General features: G+C 42.1%; 17 protein-coding genes and 1 riboswitch. Of the genes, 11 read left to right on the plus strand and 6 right to left on the minus strand.

Annotated features, from left to right (window positions below; translation table 11 throughout):
* The first annotated feature begins 6 nt into the window (after positions 1–6).
* The 5 genes from OCU30_RS12405 to pdxH all read left to right on the plus strand — a co-directional run bounded on the left by OCU30_RS12405 (position 7) and on the right by pdxH (position 7,030).
* Complete coding sequence (locus OCU30_RS12405; protein WP_077314729.1) at positions 7–1,224, plus strand: ParA family protein; 1,218 nt, start codon at positions 7–9, stop codon at positions 1,222–1,224.
* 6 nt (positions 1,225–1,230) lie between these two features.
* Positions 1,231–2,202 carry a ParB/RepB/Spo0J family partition protein gene (locus tag OCU30_RS12410; RefSeq protein WP_077314728.1) on the plus strand — a complete coding sequence of 324 codons (972 nt, stop codon included), beginning with the start codon at positions 1,231–1,233 and terminating at the stop codon, positions 2,200–2,202.
* A 145-nt stretch (positions 2,203–2,347) separates the two neighbouring features.
* On the plus strand, positions 2,348–4,363 hold the full coding sequence (locus OCU30_RS12415) for a GNAT family N-acetyltransferase (protein WP_159439139.1): 2,016 nt from the start codon (positions 2,348–2,350) through the stop codon (positions 4,361–4,363).
* A gap of 222 nt (positions 4,364–4,585) precedes the next feature.
* Entirely contained in the window at positions 4,586–6,277 is a 1,692-nt protein-coding gene (locus OCU30_RS12420) for a DUF342 domain-containing protein (RefSeq protein WP_077314726.1), read from the plus strand.
* Positions 6,278–6,394: 117 nt separating this feature from the next.
* Positions 6,395–7,030, plus strand: coding sequence for a pyridoxamine 5'-phosphate oxidase (gene pdxH / locus OCU30_RS12425; protein ID WP_077314725.1), 636 nt, complete (start codon positions 6,395–6,397; stop codon positions 7,028–7,030).
* Between the two features lie 293 nt (positions 7,031–7,323).
* Here pdxH and OCU30_RS12430 read toward each other — a convergent pair whose 3' ends face one another.
* Together OCU30_RS12430 and OCU30_RS12435 are read right to left on the minus strand one after the other, a co-directional pair.
* Positions 7,324–9,150, minus strand: a complete 1,827-nt coding sequence (locus tag OCU30_RS12430) for a formylglycine-generating enzyme family protein (protein WP_077314724.1) — start codon at positions 9,148–9,150, stop codon at positions 7,324–7,326.
* Between the two features lie 149 nt (positions 9,151–9,299).
* Positions 9,300–10,406 carry a PEGA domain-containing protein gene (locus OCU30_RS12435; RefSeq protein ID WP_077314723.1) on the minus strand — a complete coding sequence of 369 codons (1,107 nt, stop codon included), beginning with the start codon at positions 10,404–10,406 and terminating at the stop codon, positions 9,300–9,302.
* A 443-nt stretch (positions 10,407–10,849) separates the two neighbouring features.
* Between OCU30_RS12435 and OCU30_RS12440 the strand changes: the two genes are divergently transcribed.
* The 6 genes from OCU30_RS12440 (at position 10,850) to ribB (ending at position 20,538) form a co-directional block, all read left to right on the plus strand.
* Positions 10,850–11,665 carry an AraC family transcriptional regulator gene (locus tag OCU30_RS12440; RefSeq protein ID WP_077314722.1) on the plus strand — a complete coding sequence of 272 codons (816 nt, stop codon included), beginning with the start codon at positions 10,850–10,852 and terminating at the stop codon, positions 11,663–11,665.
* A 180-nt stretch (positions 11,666–11,845) separates the two neighbouring features.
* Positions 11,846–14,965, plus strand: a complete 3,120-nt coding sequence (putA, locus tag OCU30_RS12445; protein ID WP_077314721.1) for a bifunctional proline dehydrogenase/L-glutamate gamma-semialdehyde dehydrogenase PutA — start codon at positions 11,846–11,848, stop codon at positions 14,963–14,965.
* A 12-nt stretch (positions 14,966–14,977) separates the two neighbouring features.
* Positions 14,978–15,679, plus strand: a complete 702-nt coding sequence (locus OCU30_RS12450; RefSeq protein ID WP_077314720.1) for a 1-pyrroline-5-carboxylate dehydrogenase — start codon at positions 14,978–14,980, stop codon at positions 15,677–15,679.
* A gap of 74 nt (positions 15,680–15,753) precedes the next feature.
* Positions 15,754–17,253, plus strand: coding sequence for a sodium/proline symporter PutP (gene putP, locus OCU30_RS12455; RefSeq protein ID WP_077314719.1), 1,500 nt, complete (start codon positions 15,754–15,756; stop codon positions 17,251–17,253).
* A gap of 317 nt (positions 17,254–17,570) precedes the next feature.
* Positions 17,571–19,460: a methyl-accepting chemotaxis protein gene (locus OCU30_RS12460; protein ID WP_077314718.1), complete on the plus strand. Its 1,890-nt coding sequence runs from the start codon at positions 17,571–17,573 to the stop codon at positions 19,458–19,460.
* Between the two features lie 193 nt (positions 19,461–19,653).
* A riboswitch (FMN riboswitch) is annotated at positions 19,654–19,792 on the plus strand.
* A gap of 89 nt (positions 19,793–19,881) precedes the next feature.
* Positions 19,882–20,538 carry a 3,4-dihydroxy-2-butanone-4-phosphate synthase gene (gene ribB / locus OCU30_RS12465; RefSeq protein WP_077314717.1) on the plus strand — a complete coding sequence of 219 codons (657 nt, stop codon included), beginning with the start codon at positions 19,882–19,884 and terminating at the stop codon, positions 20,536–20,538.
* Positions 20,539–20,633: 95 nt separating this feature from the next.
* On the opposite strand, the gene phaC is transcribed toward ribB, so the two are convergent.
* The 4 genes from phaC to OCU30_RS12485 form a co-directional block, all read right to left on the minus strand.
* Positions 20,634–22,430 carry a class I poly(R)-hydroxyalkanoic acid synthase gene (phaC, locus tag OCU30_RS12470; RefSeq protein ID WP_077314716.1) on the minus strand — a complete coding sequence of 599 codons (1,797 nt, stop codon included), beginning with the start codon at positions 22,428–22,430 and terminating at the stop codon, positions 20,634–20,636.
* 78 nt (positions 22,431–22,508) lie between these two features.
* Positions 22,509–22,859 carry a phasin family protein gene (locus tag OCU30_RS12475; RefSeq protein WP_077314715.1) on the minus strand — a complete coding sequence of 117 codons (351 nt, stop codon included), beginning with the start codon at positions 22,857–22,859 and terminating at the stop codon, positions 22,509–22,511.
* A 36-nt stretch (positions 22,860–22,895) separates the two neighbouring features.
* A complete protein-coding gene (locus OCU30_RS12480; RefSeq protein WP_077314714.1) occupies positions 22,896–24,104 on the minus strand; it encodes an acetyl-CoA C-acetyltransferase in 1,209 nt (402 codons plus the stop codon).
* Positions 24,105–24,117: 13 nt separating this feature from the next.
* Positions 24,118–24,858 (minus strand): SDR family oxidoreductase, encoded by a 741-nt coding sequence (locus tag OCU30_RS12485; RefSeq protein ID WP_077314713.1) that lies wholly within the window; start codon positions 24,856–24,858, stop codon positions 24,118–24,120.
* Between the last annotated feature and the right edge of the window lie 336 nt (positions 24,859–25,194).

A 25,194-nucleotide genomic window follows, 5' to 3' on the forward strand; every position in this document is an offset into this window, starting at 1 on the left:
CTGGCAATGAAACGAGAAAACACGATTGAAAATCTCTACCAGCTCGCAGAGCAAACTCAGCAAGTACAAGCTGATCGAATTGAGATAGTTTTAGAAGAGCGACGTGATGAACACTTTCCTCCGATGTCTAAGGCATTAATGGAGACCCGTTCGGGACTAACACGGCGTAAACTTGATGATGCGATAGCTAAGCTAGAAGCGGCTGGGCATCAATTTACTAAAAATAATGCCAATCATTATTCGATTTCTCTTGCCGAAGCTCACATGCTTATGGATGCAGCTGGCGTCCCTAAATTTCATGAACGTAAAAAAAGTGGTGATAACAAGCCTTGGATTGTTAACGTTCAGAACCAGAAGGGTGGTACTGGTAAGTCGATGACTGCTGTGCATTTAGCTGCGTGTCTTGCGTTGAATTTAGATAAGCGTTATCGCATTTGTTTGATAGATTTGGATCCTCAAGGGTCATTGCGTTTGTTCTTGAACCCGCAAGTTAGCTTAAGTGAAAATGCAAACATTTACTCAGCGGTTGACGTTATGCTAGATAATGTGCCTGAAGGCACGGTTGTGGATAGCGAGTTTTTAGATAAAAACGTTTTGTTGCCGACTCAGTACCCTAATTTACGGACAATTTCAGCGTTCCCAGAAGATGCGATGTTTAATGCCGAAGCATGGCAGCACTTATCGCAAAATCAATCGTTAGATATTGTACGTTTATTGAAGCAAAAGCTTATTGATAAGATTTCAGACGATTTCGATATAATTATGATAGATACTGGCCCACATGTGGACCCGTTGGTATGGAATGCGATGTATGCATCTAACGCGTTGTTGATTCCATGTGCAGCTAAGCGGTTGGATTGGGCGTCAACAGTCAACTTTTTCCAACACTTACCGACCGTTTATGAGATGTTCCCTGACGACTGGCAAGGGCTTGAATTCGTACGTTTGATGCCAACCATGTTTGAAGATGATAATAAAAAGCAGGTGTCCGTCTTAACGGAGATGAACTATTTATTAGGGGACCAAGTGATGATGGCAACTATTCCCCGTAGTCGTGCTTTTGAAACGTGTGCCGATACGTATAGTACCGTATTTGATCTCACTTCTGCTGATTTTGAAGGTGGTAAGAAGACGCTAGCCACGGCTCAGGATGCAGTACAAAAAAGCTCGTTAGAATTAGAGCGTGTTCTTCATAGTAATTGGTCTTCCTTGAATCTGGGGTAATAGAAAATGGCATTAAAAACATCTGAGCTAAATGCTAAGTTATTTGGTAAGGCTGACAAACGTCGTGCGACAACGCCGATGGAGGCACATACGGCTGCGAAAGAGCAAGCTCAAATGATTGAATTAGCGGTTGCTGGTGAGCAACAAGTAATATTTGAATTGATGAGTATTCCGGCTGAAGAAGTTCAAACTGCGACGGTCGTATTTGCTGAAAATGCCCGAGAACAAGCGTTTTTAAATGAGCATGCTTTATCAGACGTCCTCACCACTTTACGTGACAAAGGGCAGCAATATCCAGCGGTCGGTCGTAGAACATCAGACGGAAAAATAGAAGTTCTCGATGGTAGTCGTCGTCGTATGTCTTGTATTTTGGCCAATAAGCCGTTTCTTATTTATGTCGCTAACGACATCAATACAGAGCACGCGAAGTTTCTTTCTGATGTCGCTAACGCTCACAAACCCTTATCACTATATGAACGTGGTAAAGAAATGCAGGCGAAAATAGACGCTGGTGAAGCGGACGATCAAAAAGCGTTAGCACGTATGTTCCAATGTAGCGAAGCATTAGTGAGTGGGGCATTGAAAGCCGCCGCATTACCGCTAGAATTGTTAAAAGCGTACCCAAATGTGGTTGAGCTTGGCAGACCTACGATCGTCAAACTACATAAGCAGTTTAGCGAACTTGATAGTGACAAACAGCAACAGTTGGTTGCTCGTTGTCATGATAATGGTATGTATGTATGGCAGCGCTGTGATGCTCAAGGTGTTTCTCGTATAACAAAAGAAGTTACCGAAACGTTAGAAGGCTGGATTAAAGAATTAGAGCCTCCAAAACAAAAAGACAGTGCAAGAGTCGATCTTATCAAAGGTCGTGCTAGTTATGTTCGCAAAGGGTCTAACTTGTCATTGAACATGAAAAAAGTTGATGATGACATGATGCAAGACATACTGGCGTTTATTGAGAATAAGTTGCAGTAGCTCGGATAAATCAGAACCAAAACCCGCTTAGGCGGGTTTTTTTATATCTGTAGAACGTTGGCAATGATGATTGGATTCAGTAATCACAACGCGTTACTTTCTGTCTGTGTTAACATAAATGTGTATATTCGGACGAAAGAACACTATGAATACTGACATTACATTTTTACAAAAACTACATGGTATTGCTAAACAGCAGTATTGTCGCTTCGGCATTGTGGCAAGTGGGTCGACTCAATGGGAAACGTATTTTTGTCAAGATAGCATTGATTACTGGCCTACATATCAACGTATTTTTTGCTTTGGTTTTGATGGCGGAGAGCGGTGTCAGAATCTGATGACACATCAAGGTCAACAAGTGTTAGGACAAGAATGTCATCTTTTGATTTGGAATTTATCCGAGCCTTGGGACGCGAATAGTTTTAGTGCCGCTATTGGGACATTGTCCGGTGGAGGAGTGCTAATCTTTGTCGGTCAATTACAAGAATCACACGCGGCGAATCAATGGTTGAACGACAAGCTCGCCCAGCTTTTGATAGTAACTCCTGATAATCATTCACCTCTACCAGTTGTTCCGTGTTCTGATAGTGATGAATCGTCTTTCACTGAACAGTTGATGGCAATCGATGCAATTAAACATGTTGTTACTGGCCATCGTAAGCGACCTTTAATTTTGACGGCTGAGCGTGGAAGAGGAAAAACCAGCGCATTAGGTATTGCTAGCGCAGATTTGATGTACGCAAATAACAAAATTAATATCGCGGTAACGGCTCCCTCAAAGCGAGCATTACAACCGCTTTATTCTCATTTACTCCGTTGTTTACCTCAGGCCTCACAAGAAAAAGACACCGTTTATTTTGGTAATGCGACACTCCGTTTTGTAGCGTTGGATTGCTTATTACGTACTGACGAAAAGTGGGATCTCGTATTAGTCGATGAGGCAGCTGCATTTCCTGTGCCTATGTTGCAATCTTTAGTTGAGCGCTGTCATCGTACGATATTTTCAACCACGATTAACGGTTATGAAGGGTGTGGCCGAGGATTTACCTTAACGTTTCAAAACTGGCTCATGGCACACAGACCAGGCACTCGCCATATGCATATGTCTCTGCCGATTCGCTGGCAGAAAAATGATCCATTAGAAAAGTGGTACCGCGAAGCACTATTACTCAATCACCATCTCCCGAATCTCATGTCTCATTCGTATCATAAGATTCGCTTATTAACGCCTAAACAGTTGGTCGCAGAGCCTAATTTATTGCAACAATTATTTACTTTACTCGTCAGTGCTCATTATCAAACGTCACCGAATGATGTCTTTCAAATTCTTAATGACAGTGCGATTCAGATAGTCGCGACGTTTCGTGAGGATGATATCGTCGGCTGCGCATTATTAGTGGCGGAAGGGGAGCTTAGTAACGAACTGATTCAAGATATTTGTTTAGGGAAACGACGCCCGAAAGGGCAGCTCGGCACGATCACGTTAGCTAACCAACTTGGTATTACTTGCGCTGCACGCCAACGAAGTTTACGTATTATGCGTATTGCGGTTCATCCGGATGTTCAGGGGCTGGGCATTGGTAGTGAGATGATAAAATTCGTCAATGAGCATTTGGTGTTTGATTTCCTATCGACGAGTTTTGGCTGCACACCTTCATTATTGGCTTTTTGGAAGAAGAGTGGCTTTGTTGCTATAAAGCTCGGTTCAAAGCGCGACCAATCGAGTGGTTGTCATTCTGCGTTTATGGTTCACGCGCAAAGTTGCAGCTGGTTAGAAGACGCTTTAGAGCAGTTTCGTACACAGTTATTGTTCGAGTTGAATGATGCGTTCTGTAATACGGATGTTGATATTCTCAAGTTACTTGTCGCTGAGTCGTTACTCACTATTGAGATTACAGTTTCTGCTAGAACTGTATCATTGGTAGAATATTACGCATTAGGCGGAAGTAATTATGAGTCGGTAGCTGCGAACCTTCACCAGGTTGTATTACGTAGATTGGTATGTTGTCAGTCAGTATCTGGTTTACTATTTAGTAAAGTGGTTCAAAAGTTATCTTGGTCAGAATGTGCGGTGCGCTATAAATGTTCTGGTAAAAAGCAAGTTGAAAAAGCACTACGTGAAGAAGTGTTATCATGGTTACGAGATTTACAGTGTAAATAACAGTATTGTCTTTGGTCAATTTACACTGTAAATACCATATAACAGTATATTAGTTTACAGTGTAAATTAAGGTGCTAAATCCAGTAATTGTTGGATTTACACTGTAAATAGAAAGAACCCAATGGATTAGCGATCTATTCGCGTTTTTGTGGTTAACCAGCTTTGTTAGAGCATTAAAGTTAGGTAAACTGAATATCTATAAATTACTTCAGGTTAGGTTATATGTGGAAAGACTTTATCAAGCTTGATAATGAAAATTCAAAAGTAATTGCAAGAATGAGCGAAGAGCAAACATTCGATTCGGCTTTAGATAAACGAGCACTAAAAGATGCATTGCAGGAACTTGAAGTTGCCGATTATTGCCCATTAGATGACGGCATTGAAAAGTTTATTAACGCTGGCCTAGCCGGAGATGCAGGTGTCTACCAAGGATTTGTTGTTGCAGAAAAACGCAATGCTACTTTTGAAATTACAATCTCACCTAATCAGATGCAAGCGAGTATGACAGTGACAGGTGCATACGGTGGAAGTGCATTAGTTGCAGATGAAATGGTTAAAGCTATTTCTGCAGTAGGCATAAAAAAAGGAATTCACAAACCAAGTCTAAAAAAAATTCTTATCGCGAGTAAGTCCCTTAAACCCGGGGCTACATTTACTCAACCTTTTGCCCAAGGCAAGAAAGTAGAAGATGGGAAAAATGCCTACTTAAAACCATTAATTAAAGACGTCATGAAGCGGGTACTTGCCCCAAAAGATAATGATGCCTTTAAAATCGATATGCGCGATTTTGGCAGTACGATTACCGTGGAAGAAAATGATCCTGTTATGGAACGTTTATCTGCAACGCCTGGTCATGAGGGGTTTAATGTATTAGGTGAGATTCTCTCACCAACCCCTGGTGACGATGTAATATTAGAAGCGGGTAACGGTACACACATCTCTCCTGATAATCCCAATATCTTACTTGCGAGTACATCGGGCATGCCAATTATTCGCAATAATACGGTCGATGTTGAACAAGCCTTATGCTTGAACAATGTGAGTGTAGCAACAGGTCACGTTAAGTTTAAAGGTTCGGTCATTGTCGCTGGCGATGTAGAACCAGGGATGATTGTACGAGCAACAGGGGATGTGACGATAGGTGGATTTATCGAGTCTGCTGATGTTCAAGCGCAAGGCAGTATTACCGTCGTGAAAGGTATCATTGGTCATTCTGATAAAGACGATGGCAGTAAAACATGTGTGGTTAAAGCTGGCGGCGCCATAAAAGCTAATTACGCACAATATGCAGAATTACAAGCGAACCATGATATTTACTTAACGGTTCACTCAATGGGTAATGATATAAAATGTGGTGATAATCTCTATGTAACCGATGAACAAGGTACGCAAGGTACATTAAGTGGTGGAGTTGCAAAAGTGGGCGGAAAAGTCGTTTGCTATCAACTTGGCGTTGAAGGTGATACGGCGACAGCGCTAGAAGCATATGCAAAATTTTCTGTGCAGAAAGCTCGTCTCGCAAAGCAGAAGGCTATGTACGTTAAAGCTCAAGAGGCGACGATGGAAGCCGTTCGCAAAGAATTAGTTGTAAAAAAGCGTGATAAGAGTGAACGTTCCCAAGAAGAAGTAGAACGAATAGAGCACGAGAAAAAAATCGCGAATGAACAAATGGAAAAAGCAAAATTAGCGGTTGATACCACGAATGAACAACTCGATGCGTTATTAAAAGAGAATACCGTAGAGATCACCAATAAAGTGTTTACTCATGTGACGATCTATTTTGGTGGTGAAAAAGTAACGACTAAGCGTGTTCATGGCCCCTCTATTTTTTACTTTAATCAATATGAAATACAATGCGAAGCAAAAATGAATACCGATGATATCCCTGAGGGTGAAGAGAGTATTTCTATCTAGAATAGATACTAAGATAATGTCGTCGTTTGCTGAGGTATAGTAAGAAGCGATTATTAGGTACGACAATTCTTCGATTTTAAAGAGAGTGGAGCGTTGATAGATAAAGCGAGAGATAAAATGGAACTTTCAGATATACGCCGTGAATATACTCGAGGCGGTTTAAGACGAGATAACTTACTTAGTGATCCTATTGAGCAGTTTAATCTTTGGTTATCTCAGGCGGTAGAAGCGAAGTTAATAGACCCGACGGCAATGACTGTAGCCACTGTGGACCAGTATGGTCAGCCTTTTCAACGGATTGTGCTGCTTAAAAATGTTGAAAAAAATGGGTTTGTTTTTTACACCAATTTAGGCAGCCGTAAAGCCCAGCATATTGAGCACAATCACCGAGTCAGTTTGCATTTCCCTTGGCACAATTTAGAGCGACAAGTGCATATTACGGGCGTTGCCGAAAAACTGACTGCGACAGAAAACATGAAGTATTTCACCTCGCGGCCCAAAGAAAGTCAGATCGCGGCGATCGCAAGTCATCAAAGTAGCCGAATTTCTGCACGCGGTATTCTGGAAGGAAAGTTTTTAGAATTAAAACAAAAGTTCGCTAATGGCGAAATTCCGGTTCCAAGCTTTTGGGGTGGCTACCGTATTCGACCAACAAGTATTGAATTTTGGCAAGGCGGAGAAAATAGACTGCATGATCGCTTTATCTATTTAAAAGAGAGCGATGAATGGTCAATAGACCGTTTGGCTCCTTAATAAGCTTGCTGTTAGAAGCGAAACAGTGGTGTTGTGCTTAGCTAGTGCCTTTAATCCTCCTGTAGGCTTTTTTAAGGAGTGTTTTATTGTAATTGATAGCGAAGGCTAGGTGATTAGCTTTGTGTTGCTTATCGTGGCTTACAGGAAGTCAATTTTGACATGACGATCTCAAAATTACCGTGAAATATTGAAAAATTGACCGATGCAATCGCGACTAAGGCATTAATGAGAAAAATTTCAGGTAAGATGAATCAATTATAAATAATAAAAAAGGGAGCAATCGCTCCCTTTTTTTACTTATGAATCTCTCTAACTACTCTAAAGCCGACATAGTTGGCTGCAGTATCTGGCGCAATAAACAGATGATTATCAGCTTTAGCTGCACTTGGAGAAAAACTCCATGCTCCGCCACGGGCCATACCGCGTTCATCATTTGTCCATTCCCAAACATTCCCTATGACGTCATAAAAACCTAAATTATTCGCATCAAATGACTTCACCGGCGAGGTACTTTTGTTGGACCACTGACTACCAGACCAACCAGTATTGGCATTATCAGCGCCAAAGTCGTCTCCCCATGGGTAATCACTTTGACTACCAGAGCGAGCGGCTATTTCCCACTCATTAGGTGTTGGTAAGCGATACGTGAAGCCGGTTTGTTTTGATAGCCACGCTGCATAAGCTTTAGCATCATTTTGGCTGACACAGGTAACAGGATGCGTTGCTGTTTGTTTAAATCCTGGATTACGCCAATAGCTATCTGAAATAGGGGTGATTTCGGTGTCGTGAACCGCAATACACAGATGTTTCAGTTCGGCATCTGTTTGATAGTTGGTTTGATTAATAAAGGTTGCAAACTGTCCGACTGTCACAGGTGTCGCGCCTAACGCGAAAGCATGATCAAGGCTGATCTTGTGACTGGCGTGTTCTCCAATCAAATATTCTCCACGGATCATGGTAATCATTTCAGGTGCTTTTACGCCACCTTTCAATGAATCGGCAAATTTGTGTCCTGCTTTTAGTATATTGGCTTGTTCTTTCAAAACCGCACGAAAGGTGTAATTAGAACGAATATTAACGGTTTTAGTAAAATCGTGATAACCCTCTTTGGTTACGGTAATCTCGTGTTTGCCAACGGGAAGCATGATATCGATGGGTGTACTGCCATAATTGACGTCATCCACTTTGATATGATCATGATATTTGTTGGAATGAACAGTAAGGCTGACCCAAGCGACTTCTTTATTTTTTTGTTTTTGTGCTGCTTTTTGTGGATCAACGCAATCTGATTTATTCAGGCTTAGCAATTGGCAAGCCACGACGTCATCTGGACGAGCTTCGAGCTTGGCCAAAATAACCGATTGGTACTGGTTATTATTGTTAAACCCTGATTTAAGCATGCGATGCTTCAATAAGTGGATGTTTAAAGAGGCGTTATCGGCATGCTGTTTGATCAATTTGCTTTCCGTGGCATTACTTAACAACCATTGTTGATATTGATTGACCGCTTTTTGTAAACCCAGCTCTTTGGTTTGCTCGGCACATTGGGCGATAGTCATCGTATTGCTACAACGGTTCGTGAAACTGATTTTTTGTTCATGGGTCTGCGAGAGTTCACGTTGTAATCGCTGTGCACGTGCTTGACGTTTTTCGATATTAAGTTCATTCACCGCACGGGTCAGTAGCTCGACGTGCTGTTGCTGTTGCTCTAATGTCGTTTTCTGTTCGTCTAGCGCTTGTTGAGCGTTTAAGCGTGCGGTCTGGTTCGCTTTGACTTTTGCCCACGCTTGCTGATATTCCGCTTTTACTGAGCTGATATCCGTATCAGGGCTTGTCAACATCGAATCATAAGACTTATCCAAAGCAACTTTCGCCGCTTTTAACTGCTGAGACAGCTCGTTCGCTTTCTTTTCGAGTTGACGCAGTGCTTCCTGCTTCACTTGGTAAGCATCTTTTTGAGTCTGTGTCTTTGTTTGTGCATCCTGCAACTCTGTCTTTTTATTCAATAGAGCGTCATTGATGGCGCTGACAGAAGACAAATTGTCGTCTGCTGCATCAGCCGTTGTGACGACTAAACAAGGAGAGAGTGCTAATAACAGAGCGGGGAAACCGTATCGCATTATTATCTACTTTAATTAGCTAATGAAAATGTTCTCGCTATTGTAAACGAAAACGTCATCTTGTAAGAAGCCATCTTTCAATAACTTAGTAACAAAATGACGTCTAGCGAGCAGTGTATGAGCCAAAAAGTTTAATGTTTATGACTTAATTAAGATTCACTCTTTTTGTTCGGGTGTAATTTAACCCAAACTGTGTCATTACCATTTATCGTGATAACCCTATTATAGGTTTCAAACCCTTTTTTGGCGACAGTGACTTGATGGCGGCCTACCGGGAGTACGATCTCGATCGGCGTACTGCCATAGTTAATACCATTAATTGTCACAGAGTCAGCATATTGATCTGAGCGTACAGTGACCGTTGCCCATTGTTTATCATGACGCTTTTGTTTATTCGTGGAGCCCTTCAAACAATAACGAGTCGATACGTTTAACAGTTTACATGCCGCTACGGTTTCTGGCTTCGCTTGTATTTGAGCGCGAATTTGTGTGAAGTAATCATTGCTACCTTCAAACCCACTACGAATGACTTGTGAATCTTGAACCGTAATATTGAGCTCAACTCCCTTCGTATATTGTTTTGCTAACGAAGACTCAGTCAGTTGATTGAGTAATTGAGACCGAAATGTTTTGACCGCTTTTTGTTTCGTTAGATGTTTACCTTGGCTTGCGCATTCGCCGAGCGTCATCGTAGTTGAACAATTGGTTTTATAGCTCGTTTCAATCGCGCTACTTTCTCGAAGTTCTGCTTCTAAACGCTTAACGCGCGCATCAATGCGGCTTTCTTGAAGGTTAGAAAACTCAGTTTTAACCCGCGCAAGCTTTTGTTTCTTGCGAGATAACGCCATTTCATTTTCAGTAATAGCTTGCTGTTTATCAAGTTGTGCGGATTGGTTGGATTTAACCGCATCCCAAGCCTTTTGGTAAGCTTTTTGAAAGCTAACCAAATCTGTATCTGGATCTTCTAATAATATCTGATACTGCTTATCAAGCGCTGACTTGGCTCTATTCTTTTTCGTTTGTAGCTCTTCTCCTTCGCGCTTTAGCTTGGCCAATTCATTTTTTTGTTGCTGTAGTTGACTGGCTTGCTGATTATACTCAGAAGAGAGTGCATCAATATCACTCTGTTTGTTTGTTAATTTTTTATCGATAGACGCTACTTGATCAACGGGTTTGACCTCATTAGCTTGTACCGATGTGGTTACCCAAATTGGGCTTAGCGCAAGTAATAGCGCTGGGATGCGATGTTTGATCATAGGTCCCTGCAACAATTTTACGTTTTACCACCGAAATAGTGGGAAAGACAATCTTATGACAGCATAAATACAACGCTGACTCTTATAGTAACTATTCACCTGAACTAGGCTATAAAAATATTTTTATAAACTAGATCACTGATTTTTTAACTTTTATAAATATGCAATTTTACATTTTGAGCTGTTAAATAAAATATGCAAGCTTATTATGACATATACGACCGTATTTTAGAATTGAATAGACATTGACCGTAATTAATGTGCACTTGATCATTGTTCCGAGTCGAGTAATTCGTGTTCAGTAATGAATATAGCAGAGTTTTCAGGGGGCTGTGATCTGGTTGCATCGCTTTCTAAGTTCATTGTGATAGACTCAGGATGGTTTGGCTTTGCTGACGAGTTTGTTATCGTATCAAAGGTGTTTAACGAAGGAACGTTACGGTATGGAAGGTTTTTACACACAATCTTGGCTTGATGAAGGCCAGGGGGATACAGCGTTTTTAAAGCCGGCGGAATTGGTCAGCTTACCGGCTGAAATGGCTCGCCATGAACATGAACATACACAAATTGTGATTGGTTTAAATGGTCAAATGGAATTTGAAGTGAGCGGCATTGGTAACATTGTGCATCCGGGACAAGGGTGTGTGGTGACCTGCGGAGCGGGTCATGCCTTTGGCGGCATTAGTCAGCAATCGGATATTTTAGTCCTTAATATGCCCACGCCACAAGATAACGAACCTTTATTGATGACTCAACTCAATGAACTTGCCAACCATGATACTTATTTTCAGTTAGATAGCCAAATCCAAAAATTGATTCAGATTTTAACTCATGAAATGCAAGCGAATCCTGAGAGTTGGCAATTGAAGCGAGCATGCAATGATACTTTGCTGGCTGTATTGCAACGTCATGTTTGCGCATTTCAACTGCAATGGCGAGAGTCTCGCTTCGATATTGATGTAATCGATCGTTATATCGAAAAGCATATTGCCTATCCAATCACCGTCGCCCAATTAGCAGGCGCAGTATTTCTGGGTGAAAGTCAGTTTTATGAACGATTTAAACAAGCAACTAAGATAACGCCCCACCAGTATCTTGTGAAAAAACGCCTTGATAAAGCCAAGAAAATGCTAGAAGAAGGGCGGTTTACCATTAGTCAAATTTCTGACGCTACGGGCTTTTCAAGCGCTAGTGTATTTAGCCATATATTCTCTCGCCAAGTTGGGTGCTCTCCTTCTCAGTACCGTAAACGTAGTTAATCATTGTGACTGTCAGGGATGTTACTCGTGATCCCTACAGGTGTATCAAATCTGTTAATAAGCCGAGTTTTTAACAAAAAACTCGGAGTTTTTAACAAGTATTCTTCTCATACTCAAAATACACTGCCAAGCTAATGTATGGAATTTCCGGAAACGAACACCGGACATGGAGGATAATGCATGTTTAACGCTATGGATGTATTACAACCTGAGTATATCGATCAACCGCTCGAGACACTTTGGGCTGAAATCTCACCTTTGTATATGGTTGATGAGTCACAATGGCTACAGCAACTCTTACCGCTTGCTACCCCAACCGAGCAAGAAAAAGCCCAAATTAGTACCAATACAACTGAGTTGATCCGCGCTATCCGTGATGACAAACGATCAGTACAAATGATTGATGCGCTATTGCTTGAGTATAGTTTAGACACTCAAGAAGGGATCTTATTGATGTGTTTAGCGGAAGCATTGATGCGTATTCCGGATACAGAAACGGCCGATGCTTTCATTCGAGATCGTTTGAGTGTCGCGGATTGGAAGTCACATCTTAATCATTCCGAATCGGTATTTGTAAATGCTTCTACTTGGGGATTAATGCTAACTGGAAAAGTTGTCGGATTGAAAAATCCCGATAAAACCAGCCCTAATCAAGCGTTAAATCGTTTAGTTAATAAGTTATCTGAGCCGGTTATTCGTAAAGCGATGCAGCAAGCCATGAAGATTATGGGACACCAGTTTGTTCTGGGACGTTCCATGAAAGAAGCACAAAAGAATGGCAAGCCTCTAAGAGAAAAAGGCTTTACTTATTCGTTTGATATGCTTGGAGAAGCGGCGTTAACATCGGCAGATTCTAATGTGTATTACCAAGATTATCTCATGGCGATTGAAGCGGTTGGCAAGAATCAATCTGATAGTACAGTCAGTCCAGCTGCTTCAGTATCGATTAAGTTATCCGCTATTCATCCTCGTTATGAAGTTGCTAATTATGATCGCGTCGTCGATGAATTATATCAGCGTATGTTGTCTTTACTCGAGTATGCCATTCAATACGATGTCGCGATTACCATTGATGCTGAAGAAGCCGATCGCCTAGAGATATCGTTGCAGCTCTTCGAGAAGTTGTATCGTCATGAAAGTGTCCGCGGCTGGGGTAAGTTTGGCTTAGTTATCCAAGCGTATTCAAAACGTGCGTTGCCGACACTCGTGTGGTTAACCGCATTAGCAAAAGAACTTGGTGATGTTATTCCGATGCGTCTGGTAAAAGGTGCTTACTGGGATAGCGAGATTAAATGGTCGCAGCAAAGTGGTTATGACAATTATCCAGTGTTTACGCGTAAAGAAGCAACCGATGTTTCTTATTTAGCGTGTGCCCGTTTTCTATTAAGCGAACATGTGAAAGGGCATTTATACCCTCAATTTGCAGGGCATAACGCGCAAACGGTCAGTTCTATTGCTGTTATGGCAGCCCACCAAGAATTTGAATTTCAACGCTTGCACGGTATGGGCGAAGCACTTTTTAATCAAGTACTTAAGAAATATGGGCAAGATGTTCGTATTTATGCACCAGTCGGCAGTCATAAAGATCTCTTGCCTTATTTGGTCCGCCGTTTACTTGAAAACGGCGCGAATAGCTCTTTCGTTCATCGCCTCATTGATGCGCGCTGTCCGATTGAAGAGCTCACTCAACACCCTGTTGATATGCTACTTGCACAGCCTTCATTACATAATGAGCGTATAACACTACCTCCTAATATTTACCCCCAGCGGCGTAATTCTCGCGGCGTGAATGTGGATATTGAAAGCGAAGCACTTCCTTTTAATCAAGCGGTTAATCAATGGCTAAGTCATCAGTGGTCGGGAGCTCCTGTGATCACTGATGGAGAAACTAACGAAAGCATGATCATCCATGATCATGCTTCCGAAACTGTAACCGCACCGTTTGATCGTCGCATTACTGTTGGTCATATGATTTACGCTGACCTTGATCATGTTTCCAAAGCGATTGCGGGAGCTCAAGCCGCTTTACCTAATTGGCAAGCACTGGCATACCGAGAGCGTGCTAATAAGTTAGATGCATTAGCTGATTGTTTGGAAGAAAATCTTGTTGAACTGGTGGCTCTTTGCCATATGGAAGCGGGAAAAACGATTCACGATAGTATTGATGAAGTTCGTGAAGCGGTCGATTTTTGTCGCTTTTATGCGAAGCAATCAGAGGTATTTAATCCGCAAACCTTGACAGATTTTAACGGTCAGTCGTTTACTTATCAGAGAGGCGGGCTGGGAGTTATTGCTTGTATTAGCCCTTGGAACTTTCCACTCGCTATATTCTTAGGCCAAATTGTTGCTGCTGCGGTAAGTGGTAATACGGTCGTGGCGAAACCGGCGGAGCAAACGTCTCTTATTGCTTGTCGAGCGGTGGAGCTTATCAAAGAATCTGGATTTCCAGCAGGAGTTGTACAGCTTGTGCCGGGTATTGGTGCTGATATTGGACAGAAACTAACCAGTGATGAGCGCATTGCAGGCGTCGCCTTTACTGGCTCAACACTCACAGCACAGAAGATCAACCAAACGTTAGCTTATCGTGATAGTGATCCCGTTCCGATGATCGCAGAGACGGGTGGGCAAAACACGATGATCGTCGATAGTACCGCGCTTCCAGAGCAGGTGGTTAGAGATGTGTTACGCTCGGCTTTTGCTTCCGCTGGGCAGCGCTGTTCTGCATTACGGGTATTGTTTGTTCAAGAGGATGTTGCTGATCGAATCATTACTTTGATTAAAGGGGCGATGCAGGAATTACGTTTGGGTTTACCATACGAACATTCGACGGATGTTGGTCCTGTGATTGATACAAAAGCACGCGATAAACTGAATGCTCATATCGCTCATATGAAAGCCACACAGACGCTTGTTACTGAGTTAGCCATCCCGGAATCGTGTCAACATGGAGATTTTGTGCCGCCATGCGCATTTGAAATCGACTCAATTAACGTGTTACAAGAAGAACACTTCGGGCCGATATTGCATATTGTGCGTTATCAAGCGAGTGATTTGCCACAAGTTCTAAAAAGTATTAACGATACTGGGTTTGGCTTAACTTTGGGTGTACACAGTCGAAATGAAACGACTTATCGTTGGATTGAAGCGCATGCTCGTGTGGGGAACTGTTATATCAACCGTGATCAAGTTGGCGCGGTGGTAGGCGTGCAGCCATTTGGTGGTCAAGGATTATCAGGAACTGGCCCTAAAGCTGGCGGGCCTCATTATTTATACCGTTTTACTCAAGCACAGTACGATTAGAGGGGAATGTCGATGGTAGTACATCCGAGTGCGCGTTTTGCAGATGCTGAATCTGCTTGGGATAATTGGCAACAAACGCGCTTTGATTATAAAAAAGAAGCCTTACTCTCTTGGCAACAACAGCTTTATCCATTTAGGATCGAGCTTGCTCAAGTTATGCAATATCAATTGACGCACAGCGAAAACACAGTCGCCAAAATTCACCACTTAGTCGGACCAACAGGTGAAACGAACGAATTATATACAACTGGTCGTGGCGTTACCCTATTGATTCAAAAAGATGTGAGTGAAAATGCGCAAAAAGCGACGGTTGCTCAGTGTACTGCAGCGTTAAGTGCCGGGAATTGTGTCATTATATGCAGCGATGACATTGAGTTTCTTAACCAACTAAATGAAACTTATGAGCAATCGATGTTACCGTCCAATTTGCTGATCACTCTACCGTTTGAGAGCTATGATTCGGTACTCGAATCGGATGTCCGTAACGTTGGATTGATTGGGAATAAAGAGATGGAAGTGGCACTAAATCGAGCGCTTGCAGAGCGTTCTGGTGCGATGGTGAGTTTAGTCTGTGAAACCGATCTAACCGAGTTACCAGTGACTCGAGATCCCAATTTAGTTTTGCGCTTCATTACTGAACGTACACGCACCATTAATATTACCGCAGTGGGTGGTAATGCTAATCTTTTAGAGCTTGGCAGTAGCACACACTAAATGAACTACTCCGTTAGTCTCCTCGCAAGTTCGACAAGACAGGGAAAAACGTGAGTTATAAAGAGGATATGTATATGGATACAAGTAGCATAGCGATAACAGGCACTTTCGTTGTCTATTTGGTTCTGATGTTAGCGATAGGATTATACGCGTATCAACGAACCAAAAGCTCATCGGATTATTTTTTAGGTGGACGCTCGCTAGGCCCTTGGCCATCTGCGTTATCGGCAGGTGCATCTGATATGAGTGGTTGGTTACTGCTTGGCTTACCTGGTTACGCGTATGCATCGGGTTTTGAAGCGACCTGGTTAGCGGGAGGTTTGCTGTTCGGCTCCTGGTTGAACTGGCTGATTGCTGCCAAGCGTTTACGTACCTATAGTATTACGACCGACTCACTGACATTACCGCAATTTTTTGCCCGTCGGTTTAATGATAATTCATCTATGCTTCAGAGTATTTCTGCCTTTTTCATCTTGCTGTTTTTCTTATTTTATACCAGTGCAGGCTTGGTAGCCGGCGGCAAGCTGTTTGAGACCGTGTTTGGCTTAGACTACCGTTATGCTGTTGTCATAGGTACCGCGTGTGTGGTGTCTTACACTTTGTTTGGTGGTTTTTTAGCGGTTGCATGGACTGATTTAGTCCAGGGTCTGTTAATGTCGGCGGCATTAATTGCGGTGCCACTCGTGGCGTTAGACGGTGAAGGTGGTATTAGTACCTTTCAAGCGCAAATGACCGATATTAACCCAGAATTATTAACGTTTTGGAACTCGATAGACGGTAAACCACTTGGTGCTATTGCCATCATATCGTTGGTCGCTTGGGGATTAGGTTATTTTGGCCAGCCACATATTTTGGCACGTTTCAAAGCAACACGCTCAAATAAAGACATTAAAACGGCTCGCCGTATTGCTTTGGTTTGGACTGCACTGTCTATGTGTGGTGCTTTACTTGCCGGTATGGTGGGATTGCTTTATGTACAAAACAACCCGGGTATTGCACTCGATGATGGTGAAAAAGTCTTCATGTTACTGGTCAACGCGATGTTCCACCCAGTGGTTGCGGGTATTTTGTTAGCGGCGATATTAGCCGCGATTATGAGTACAGCTGACTCTCAGTTATTAGTGTCGTCATCGGCATTTTCTGAAGATCTCTATAAACAAATAATCAATAAAGACGCGACATCGAAGCAAGTGGTGATGATGGGACGTGTAGGTGTCATTGTTATTTCTCTCATTGCATTGAGCTTGGCGATGAATCCAGATAGCTCGGTATTAGGATTGGTTTCCTATGCATGGGCGGGCTTTGGCGCAGCATTTGGTCCAGCTTTGCTAATTAGCTTGTATTGGTCGAAAATGACGCGTTATGGCGCTCTAGCCGGTATTATTGTCGGTGGTGCGACTATTGTTTGGTGGAAACAGCAAACTGGCGGCTTGTTTGATGTGTATGAGTTGGTTCCTGGATTTATTTTCTCGACAATCGCGATTATTGTAGTGAGTAAATTGGGGGATGGGCCGGAAGAGTCTGTTGCCCAGCAGCATAAAACCTACTTAAATCAATTAGAAACGCTGGATTAATCCACGTGTTTTCCTAAAGAAGCCTCGCACAACGCGAGGCTTTTTTGATTGTACTAACATTCTTACAATATAAAGTTTTCCCAAATCAGTGTGCGTAGATAATTGTATGCTTCGATTGAATCTTCCTATCCTTTCCTGTTTGCACCAATGCATAACTGATTTTTGTGTTGTAAGTCACGATTTTATCTATTTTTTTAAACAAGTTTAACAGTTAGCCGTTATATAGAGCGGAGTTATACGTTCTCATAATAAGCCAACATATGTGCAAAAAACTGAGTATCAACTTACAACAAGAATGAGTTCCAAGGAGCATATAAATGCAACTTACCTTAAAGAGAAAAATGGTTTTCTCTGTCGTTTTAGCGATCACTTTGACGGCAGGCGCGTTGTTAATCGCGGGTTATCAAGCTTTTAAAGCTGAAACTTGGCGTTATATTGAAAGTGAAAGTATTAATACACTTAACGCTCATGCGAAGGGAATTAGTGATTGGATTGAAACGAAGCAAGCGACGATTCATGGCCTAGCACAAGAGGTAGCATCTAACCCTGAGGCGGACGTGGTTCCTTTTTTACGCCAAGCTTATACGTCTGGTGCCTTTGGGTTAACATATTATGGTGAAGAAAACGGCGACATGCATCGTCAAGATCCTTCACTTAATAAAGCTGGTTATGATCCCCGAGCTCGTGGGTGGTATAAATTAGCGAAAGCACAAGGCAAAGCGGTGACGACTGAACCTTATGTAAGTGTGACTATGCAAGCGTTAGTCGTCACTTTGGCAGAGCCGATAATGGAGAATGGACAACTGATTGGTGTGGCGGCCTCGAATTTGTCTCTCGATAAAATTATTCGTGATGTACTGGCCATTAAAGTGCCTGGTAACGGTTATGCCATTTTGGTGAGTGATAACGGCACTATTATCGCTCATCCAAATAAAGATATGATTCTTAAAAATATCAATGATATTGCTCCTCAGCTGACCATGCAAAAGTTAGCAATGGCCATTCAAGACCACGATCAGCTTGAGGAAAATATTGGTGGGAAGTCATCAATTATGATGGCAAGTGATATTTCGAATACCGATTGGAATCTCGTTATGGTGATGAATAAATCGGTATTAGAGCAGCCTTTGAATCAGATGCTTATCACCCAGTTATTGATAGGATTCGCGATTCTCGTCATTATGGGGGTTGTAACGTCGTGGTTTGTGGCACTTCAGCTACGTGGATTGACTAATATTACCAATGCTTTAACAGATATTGCCGAAGGTGATGGCGATTTAACTCGTCGTTTAGAGGTGAATAGTTCTGATGAGGTAGGGATTCTTGCTGATAAATTCAATAAATTTGTTAGTCGCTTACATAACATGGTGGTGAATGTAAAAGCGGTCAGTACACACTTAAATGAAGGGGCAAATAGTTCGGCCACCGCTGCTAACCAGCGTCGAGAACGTATTCAGCAACAGCAAAATGAAATTACAATGGTTGCTACTGCCGTAACGGAAATGGCCTCGGCAACGGCAGAGATCGCTGGTAATGCGGATAATACGGCAAGTAATGCCAATCAATCCGTAGAATTGGGAGATCAAAGTTATCAACAAATGCAGCAAAGCAAACAATCGATTGATCAGCTCGCGGCAGAGTTAACCAGTGCGGTTGCGATTATTGGTGAACTTGAAGTCAACGCAAACGAAATCTCAACAATTCTTTCGACCATTCGTGGTATTGCAGAGCAGACCAATTTGCTCGCGCTGAATGCAGCGATCGAAGCGGCGCGCGCCGGGGAGCAAGGACGCGGATTTGCAGTAGTAGCGGATGAGGTGCGCGTGTTGTCACAACGAACTCATGCGTCAACCGAAGAGATCCAAACCAAGATTTCTAGCTTACAAAGTGTCACAAAAAATGCAGTGACGGCAATGACGGACAGCCATAACTTAGTGGAAACCAGCGTAGGTGATGTCAACCAAACCGCGGAAAGTTTACAAGCGATTAGTAATGCGATCCGTTCTATTAGTGATATGGCGACGCAAATAGCAGCAGCGGCAGAAGAGCAGTCATTAGTGACCTCCGATATTAATACTAATACTGAATCTGTTCGTGAAGTCAGTGAACAACTTGCAAGTGATGCGGTTGCGGCAGTGGATAAAGCGAAAGAGTTGCATGAGTTGGCAAATCAATTAGAGCAAGAGATATCACGCTTTAAGTTATAGCTGATCTCGGTACGTATTTTGTTTGTCTTAACAACGAGCACCGGAAGGTGCTCTTTTTTATGCCGGGTGATTATTCAACGTTGTGTTTTTTTATTGCCATGACTTTTTTCTATTCAAATTGAGAGGATTGCAGCTTTTCATTATCGCAAGGAAGCGCTAATATTGGCTCTCATTTTATATCTAAATATACAAATTTTATTCTCAGGGCGGGGTGTAATTCCCCACCGGTGGTAGGCCGCAAGGTAAGCCCACGAGCGCTCGATACGTCGAGGTCAGCAGATCTGGTCAAAGTCCAGAGCCGACGGTAATAGTCCGGATGAGAGAGAATGATAAACAGGCTGCACTTCGATTTTTTCGATGTGCGGCTTTGTGATTTTTGTCCCTCAAAGCCCTGGTTCTGGTATTCGTTAGGAGTTTAACCATGAATCAGTCATCATTACTTGCCGGTTTCGGCGATTCTTTTACCCGTGTCGATAACGCACTCACAGCATTGCGTGAAGGACGTGGCGTACTATTACTAGACGATGAACATCGTGAAAATGAAGGCGATCTGATCTATTCTGTCGACCATTTAACTGATGCGCAAATGGCTCTCATGATTCGTGAGGGGAGTGGTATTGTGTGTGTTTGTATGAGTGATGAACATGCCACGAAGTTAAATTTAACCCCGATGGTAGCGATGAATGACAGCGCTAATCAAACCGCGTTTACCATTTCTATAGAAGCAAAACATGGGGTTACCACCGGTGTTTCTGCGAAAGATCGCGTGACGACTATCAAAGCAGCAGGGCGTTTAGATGCGAAACCTGAAGACTTATGTCACCCAGGACATGTTTTCCCTCTGAGAGCCCGTACAGGTGGTGTAATGACCCGCCGTGGACATACTGAAGGTACCGTTGATTTAATGCAAATGGCAGGTTTATCGCCGTTTGGCGTATTGTGTGAAGTCACTAATGAAGATGGTACGATGGCGACGACGCCAGAGATTGTTAAATTTGGCTATGCTCATGACATGCCAGTATTGACGATTGAAGATTTAGTTATTTATCGTCAAGAAAAAATGCAGCAACTTGCTTAAGATGTAAGGGTGATTAACGTGGCCCATATTTACAGTGTAAACGAGATAAAAAAGCGGCTTCAGCCGCTTTTTTTTATCTGCAAAGATTGATTAAGTTACGCTTCTTTTTCCACTTCTTTTTCCGCTTCTACAGGAAGAGTGACTTTGACATACTCTCCAGGTGCTTCCATCAAGATTGGATACTGCTCTGAGCCGGTAGTATAAGGTATAACTTGCTCGTCCTGGTTATGTTGTGCAACCCAATCATTCCAGTGTGTCCACCAAGACCCGTTTTCATGGTTGGCCTCCTTGAGCCAAGTATTGGCATCATCACTCAACGTATCATTGACCCAAAAGCCATATTTATTTCTCGAAGGATGATTGACAATACCCGCAATATGACCGGATTCACCAAGTACAAAGGTTTTATTACCACCAATATGTACCGCGCCTTTATAGGTTCCTTGCCATAGAGCAATGTGGTCTTCTTTCGTTGATACAAAATAGGTTGGAATATTGATCTTTTTCAAATCAATCCAAACTCCACCGACCTTTACGCCTTTATTCTGTACTAGTTTATTATTGAGGTACAAATCTCTCAGCATAAAGTTGCTGGTGGCTGCGCTTAAGTTGGTACCATCACTGTTCCAGTATAAAAGATCAAAATCGACAGGGTCATTACCTTTTAAGTAATGCTCTACATAGTAATTCCAGTACAATGAATTCTCTCTCAGCAAGCTGAAAGTCACATTCATCAATCGACCATCCATGTAACCACGAAGGTTATTTTGAATTTCGACGGCATCAATAATGGGCTTATTGATGTATACCCCGATATCTCCCGGCTGTTCAAAGTCGAGGATAGTCGTTAGAAATGTTGCAGATTTTATGCGTTTTTTCATTCGCTTAGCTGCGTAATATGCAACTGTGGATGCGAGTACAGTCCCACCGATACAATAGCCAATCGCATTGACCTGTTCTCGGCCAGTAATGCCTTCAATCGCGCTGACCGCTTTCATAACACCGTCAGTGACATAGTCACCAAATTCAACACCACTTTGTTCTTGGCCTGGATTTCTCCACGACATCATAAACACGGTATGGCCTTGCTCAACAAGCCAACGAACCATAGAGTTTTTTTCTCTTAAATCAAGAATATAGTATTTATTAATGTAAGGTGGAACGATAAGCAGCGGCGTTGCATTTACTTGTTCGGTCATGGGCTTATATTGAATAAGCTCGAAAAGATCATTGCGATAAACAACATCACCAGGCGTCGTTGCAATGTCTTGCCCAATGCGGAAAGCTTTTTGATTCGTCATCCGAATTTTCAAGATTTCAGCGCTCGACTCAACATCCTGTTTTAATTGCTCTAACCCTACCATCAGATTAGCGCCATTTTTATCTATGGTGAGCTGGCGTAATTCAGGGTTAGTGGCAATGAAATTTGATGGCGAAAGTGCGTTAATCGTTTGTCTTGAGAAGAACATTAAACGTTCTTTTGCTTTGTCATCCAAACCTTCAATTGAATTAATGGTGTCTAAATATGTTTTACTAAACAACATGTACGATTGTTTAATAAAATTGGATACCATGTCGGATTGCCAAGCTTCATTTGCAAAGCGTTTATCGCCTTTCTCTGGTTCAATACTGCCTGCGTTTTGCGGATCGAGAAATACATTTTGCCAAATCTCTAACTGTTTTTCCCACCACTGGGATTGCAGCTTTACAATTGCTTGAGGTTGGTTTGCCGCATGTTCTAGCAGTTTCGCTGTATCATCAAAGTTGACTTCTCGTAACGCATTATTAACTGGTGAGTTTAATACTTGTTTATTCGTTTCTAAACTTTTCCACCAATGGGCATTGGCTTCTTGTACTTTAACTAAGTACTCAGAAAAAAAGTTTTGATACATGTTAAGACTCCTGTCTTCAGAAAATACGCCGCCTCCCTTAGGACGGCGGCGTGAACTCTAGCTAGGTGTGATTTTTCCTTAACTTGCCGGAGTTGCTGTTTTTAAGTTTTCTGTAGAAAGTTTGTCAAAGTCGTCTTTAAACTCTTTAGCAATCGCTTGGATTTTATTACTGTCATCCGTCATTTGCTGAGAGAGTTTAGAAAATACTGACATTTGTTCACTGTTGAACTTGGTCATAGTAGTGACGTCTTTTACTTCACTGGCTGCTTTTACTTGATTCAAACCCATTTCGCTGTATGTTTTAATCGCGTTAAGTTGCATTTCAGTCAGTGTTTCTACGTTTTTTGCCATTAATTGGTTAAATTTTACGTAAGGTTCAAGACCTTTTTCTGCTTGATCGGTAAATGTTTTGAAAAACTCGGTATACATAGTTACTCTCCTAATCGTGAATGATTTTCCGTTAATTTATTCGATTGATTTGACTATCACTGCAGTGCCCATGCCTCCACCAACACATAGTGATGCCACACCATATTGACTTGAGCGCTTGCGCATCTCATAAATCAAGCTCACCAAAATTCGGTTGCCTGATGCTCCTAATGGGTGTCCTAATGCGATTGCACCTCCGTTTACATTTGCTTTTTCAACGATGTTAGATGCCGGTAGTTGATGTTTATCTGATAACTGCTTAATCACGCCTAATGCTTGTGCTGCAAAAGCTTCATTAAGTTCAAATAAATCGATGTCGCTGAGTTTTAATCTGGCTTTTGTTAGTGCTTTAGTCACCGCACCAACAGGTCCTAACCCCATAACTTTGGGGTCGACACCATCTTGTGCATAGCCGACCACTTCAACTAAGGGAGTTAAGTTATATTGTTTAATCGCTGATTCTGAGGCGAGCATAACGGCACTGGAACCATCGTTAATGCCTGAGGCATTACCCGCTGTTACAGTTCCCTCTCGATCGAAAGCTGGACGCAACTTCGATAGGCTTTCTATCGTAGTATTTGCTTTTGGGTATTCGTCGGTATCAAAAACAATTGTTTCTTTACGGCTTTTAATTTCAACAGGTGTAATTTCATCTTTGAATCGTCCTGCTTCTATAGCCGCGATCGCTTTACGTTGGCTGTTTAATGCAAATTCATCTTGAGTTTGACGTGGAATACCCATTTCTTTTGCGATATTTTCGGCTGTCACGCCCATATGATATTGATTAAATACATCCGTGAGGCCGTCATGAATCATCAGATCGGTAAGCTCGGTATGACCCATTTTATGCCCATTACGGATTGACCCAGAAATGGTATAAGGTATGGCCGACATGACCTCTACACCACCTGCGATGACGACTTGCGCGTCGCCACTCAGGATATGTGAAACCCCATCCATAACAGTTTTCATACCACTACCACAGACCATATTTACGGTATAAGCAGGGGTGGTGACAGGTAGTCCAGCATGCAACGCATTTTGACGCCCAATATTCATGCCTTGTCCTGCACCAATCACATTGCCCATAATGACTTCATCAACGTGAGCACCGTTTAATTGTGTCTCATCTAAAAGCGCACGAATAGCGTAGGCACCGAGATCACCAGCTGTTATATTTTTCAATGATCCACCGAACGAGCCTAATGCGGTACGTTTTGCTGCAACAATAAACACTTTTTCCATAACGTTAAGTCCCTTAATGCATGTGCAAACCGCCGTTGACAGACAAGGTTTCGCCCGTGATGTACCCGCCAGATTCACCGACAAGGTACGATACAGCTCCTGCAATATCTTCAGGGGTCGCCAAACGTTTCATCGGAATTTGTGCTTTAATGGCATCTAATACTTCTTCACGCATTTGTGAGACCATGGGAGTTGCAGTATAACCAGGAGCAACAGCATTGACGGTGACACCAGCTTTTGCTCCTTCCAGTGCCAATGCTTTGGTAAAGCCAATCATGCCGGCTTTAGCTGCAGAATAATTAGTTTGACCAAATTGACCTTTTATACCGTTGACGGAAGTGATATTAACGATACGGCCGCTGCCTCGTTCTAGCATAGATGGAAAGATAGGATGAGTGACGTTGAAAACACTATTTAAGTTTGTGTTAATCACCGCATTCCAGTCGGCTGCTGTCATTTTCTTAAATACAGCATCACGGGTTATACCGGCTGTATTGACGATGACATCAATGTGTTTCTCCTCGTCTAACAATTTTGTCAGTACTTCTTGGCAATGCTCAGTTTTCGTTACATCTAATTCCAATAACCGAATTTCGTCTTCGCTTAATCCTTTTTCTTTTACCCAGTCGAGAGTTTGCTGACCAGTGTCGTTTAAATATGTACCGATGACTTTAAACCCATCTTTGATTAATTGCATAGTGATAGCAGAACCGATGCCGCCTGACGCGCCCGTAATTAAAGCGACTTTTTTCATAAAAAAGACTCCGTTAAATCCATTAACTGGTGATGTGAAAAAGATGACTACGACATATACGTTTAGTTTAGGTGCAATATGAAATAAGTCATCGTCTTTTGAGCGGATGAATTCCCAAAAGTATGATAATAGTCATTAATTAGATAAATCATAACATTACTTTAAATATATGAAATTTACTGGGTATTTCAAATTCAAAACGATTTTTTTAGTGTTTTTTTTAAACTTATGATTTATATAGGATTTATTTATTAATTACATTTAAAGTGTATATAAAAATAAGTCTATTTTTATATAACTATAAGTGATAATGATTATGCTTTTAAATTCTTATTG

Origin of the sequence: Vibrio palustris (assembly GCF_024346995.1) — a bacterium.
Lineage (GTDB): Bacteria > Pseudomonadota > Gammaproteobacteria > Enterobacterales > Vibrionaceae > Vibrio > Vibrio palustris.

Excerpts from the sequence above, each read along its gene's own strand:
- OCU30_RS12420 (WP_077314726.1), top strand. The coding sequence starts at position 4,586 with ATGTGGAAAGACTTTATCAAGCTTGATAATGAAAATTCAAAAGTAATT.
- OCU30_RS12475 (WP_077314715.1), bottom strand. The coding sequence starts at position 22,859 with ATGTATACCGAGTTTTTCAAAACATTTACCGATCAAGCAGAAAAAGGT.
- OCU30_RS12485 (WP_077314713.1), bottom strand. The coding sequence starts at position 24,858 with ATGAAAAAAGTCGCTTTAATTACGGGCGCGTCAGGCGGCATCGGTTCT.
- ribB (WP_077314717.1), top strand. The coding sequence starts at position 19,882 with ATGAATCAGTCATCATTACTTGCCGGTTTCGGCGATTCTTTTACCCGT.
- OCU30_RS12435 (WP_077314723.1), bottom strand. The coding sequence starts at position 10,406 with ATGATCAAACATCGCATCCCAGCGCTATTACTTGCGCTAAGCCCAATT.
- OCU30_RS12415 (WP_159439139.1), top strand. The coding sequence starts at position 2,348 with ATGAATACTGACATTACATTTTTACAAAAACTACATGGTATTGCTAAA.
- OCU30_RS12460 (WP_077314718.1), top strand. The coding sequence starts at position 17,571 with ATGCAACTTACCTTAAAGAGAAAAATGGTTTTCTCTGTCGTTTTAGCG.
- OCU30_RS12405 (WP_077314729.1), top strand. The coding sequence starts at position 7 with ATGAAACGAGAAAACACGATTGAAAATCTCTACCAGCTCGCAGAGCAA.
- phaC (WP_077314716.1), bottom strand. The coding sequence starts at position 22,430 with ATGTATCAAAACTTTTTTTCTGAGTACTTAGTTAAAGTACAAGAAGCC.
- OCU30_RS12450 (WP_077314720.1), top strand. The coding sequence starts at position 14,978 with ATGGTAGTACATCCGAGTGCGCGTTTTGCAGATGCTGAATCTGCTTGG.
- putA (WP_077314721.1), top strand. The coding sequence starts at position 11,846 with ATGTTTAACGCTATGGATGTATTACAACCTGAGTATATCGATCAACCG.
- OCU30_RS12480 (WP_077314714.1), bottom strand. The coding sequence starts at position 24,104 with ATGGAAAAAGTGTTTATTGTTGCAGCAAAACGTACCGCATTAGGCTCG.
- pdxH (WP_077314725.1), top strand. The coding sequence starts at position 6,395 with ATGGAACTTTCAGATATACGCCGTGAATATACTCGAGGCGGTTTAAGA.
- OCU30_RS12410 (WP_077314728.1), top strand. The coding sequence starts at position 1,231 with ATGGCATTAAAAACATCTGAGCTAAATGCTAAGTTATTTGGTAAGGCT.
- OCU30_RS12440 (WP_077314722.1), top strand. The coding sequence starts at position 10,850 with ATGGAAGGTTTTTACACACAATCTTGGCTTGATGAAGGCCAGGGGGAT.
- putP (WP_077314719.1), top strand. The coding sequence starts at position 15,754 with ATGGATACAAGTAGCATAGCGATAACAGGCACTTTCGTTGTCTATTTG.
- OCU30_RS12430 (WP_077314724.1), bottom strand. The coding sequence starts at position 9,150 with ATGCGATACGGTTTCCCCGCTCTGTTATTAGCACTCTCTCCTTGTTTA.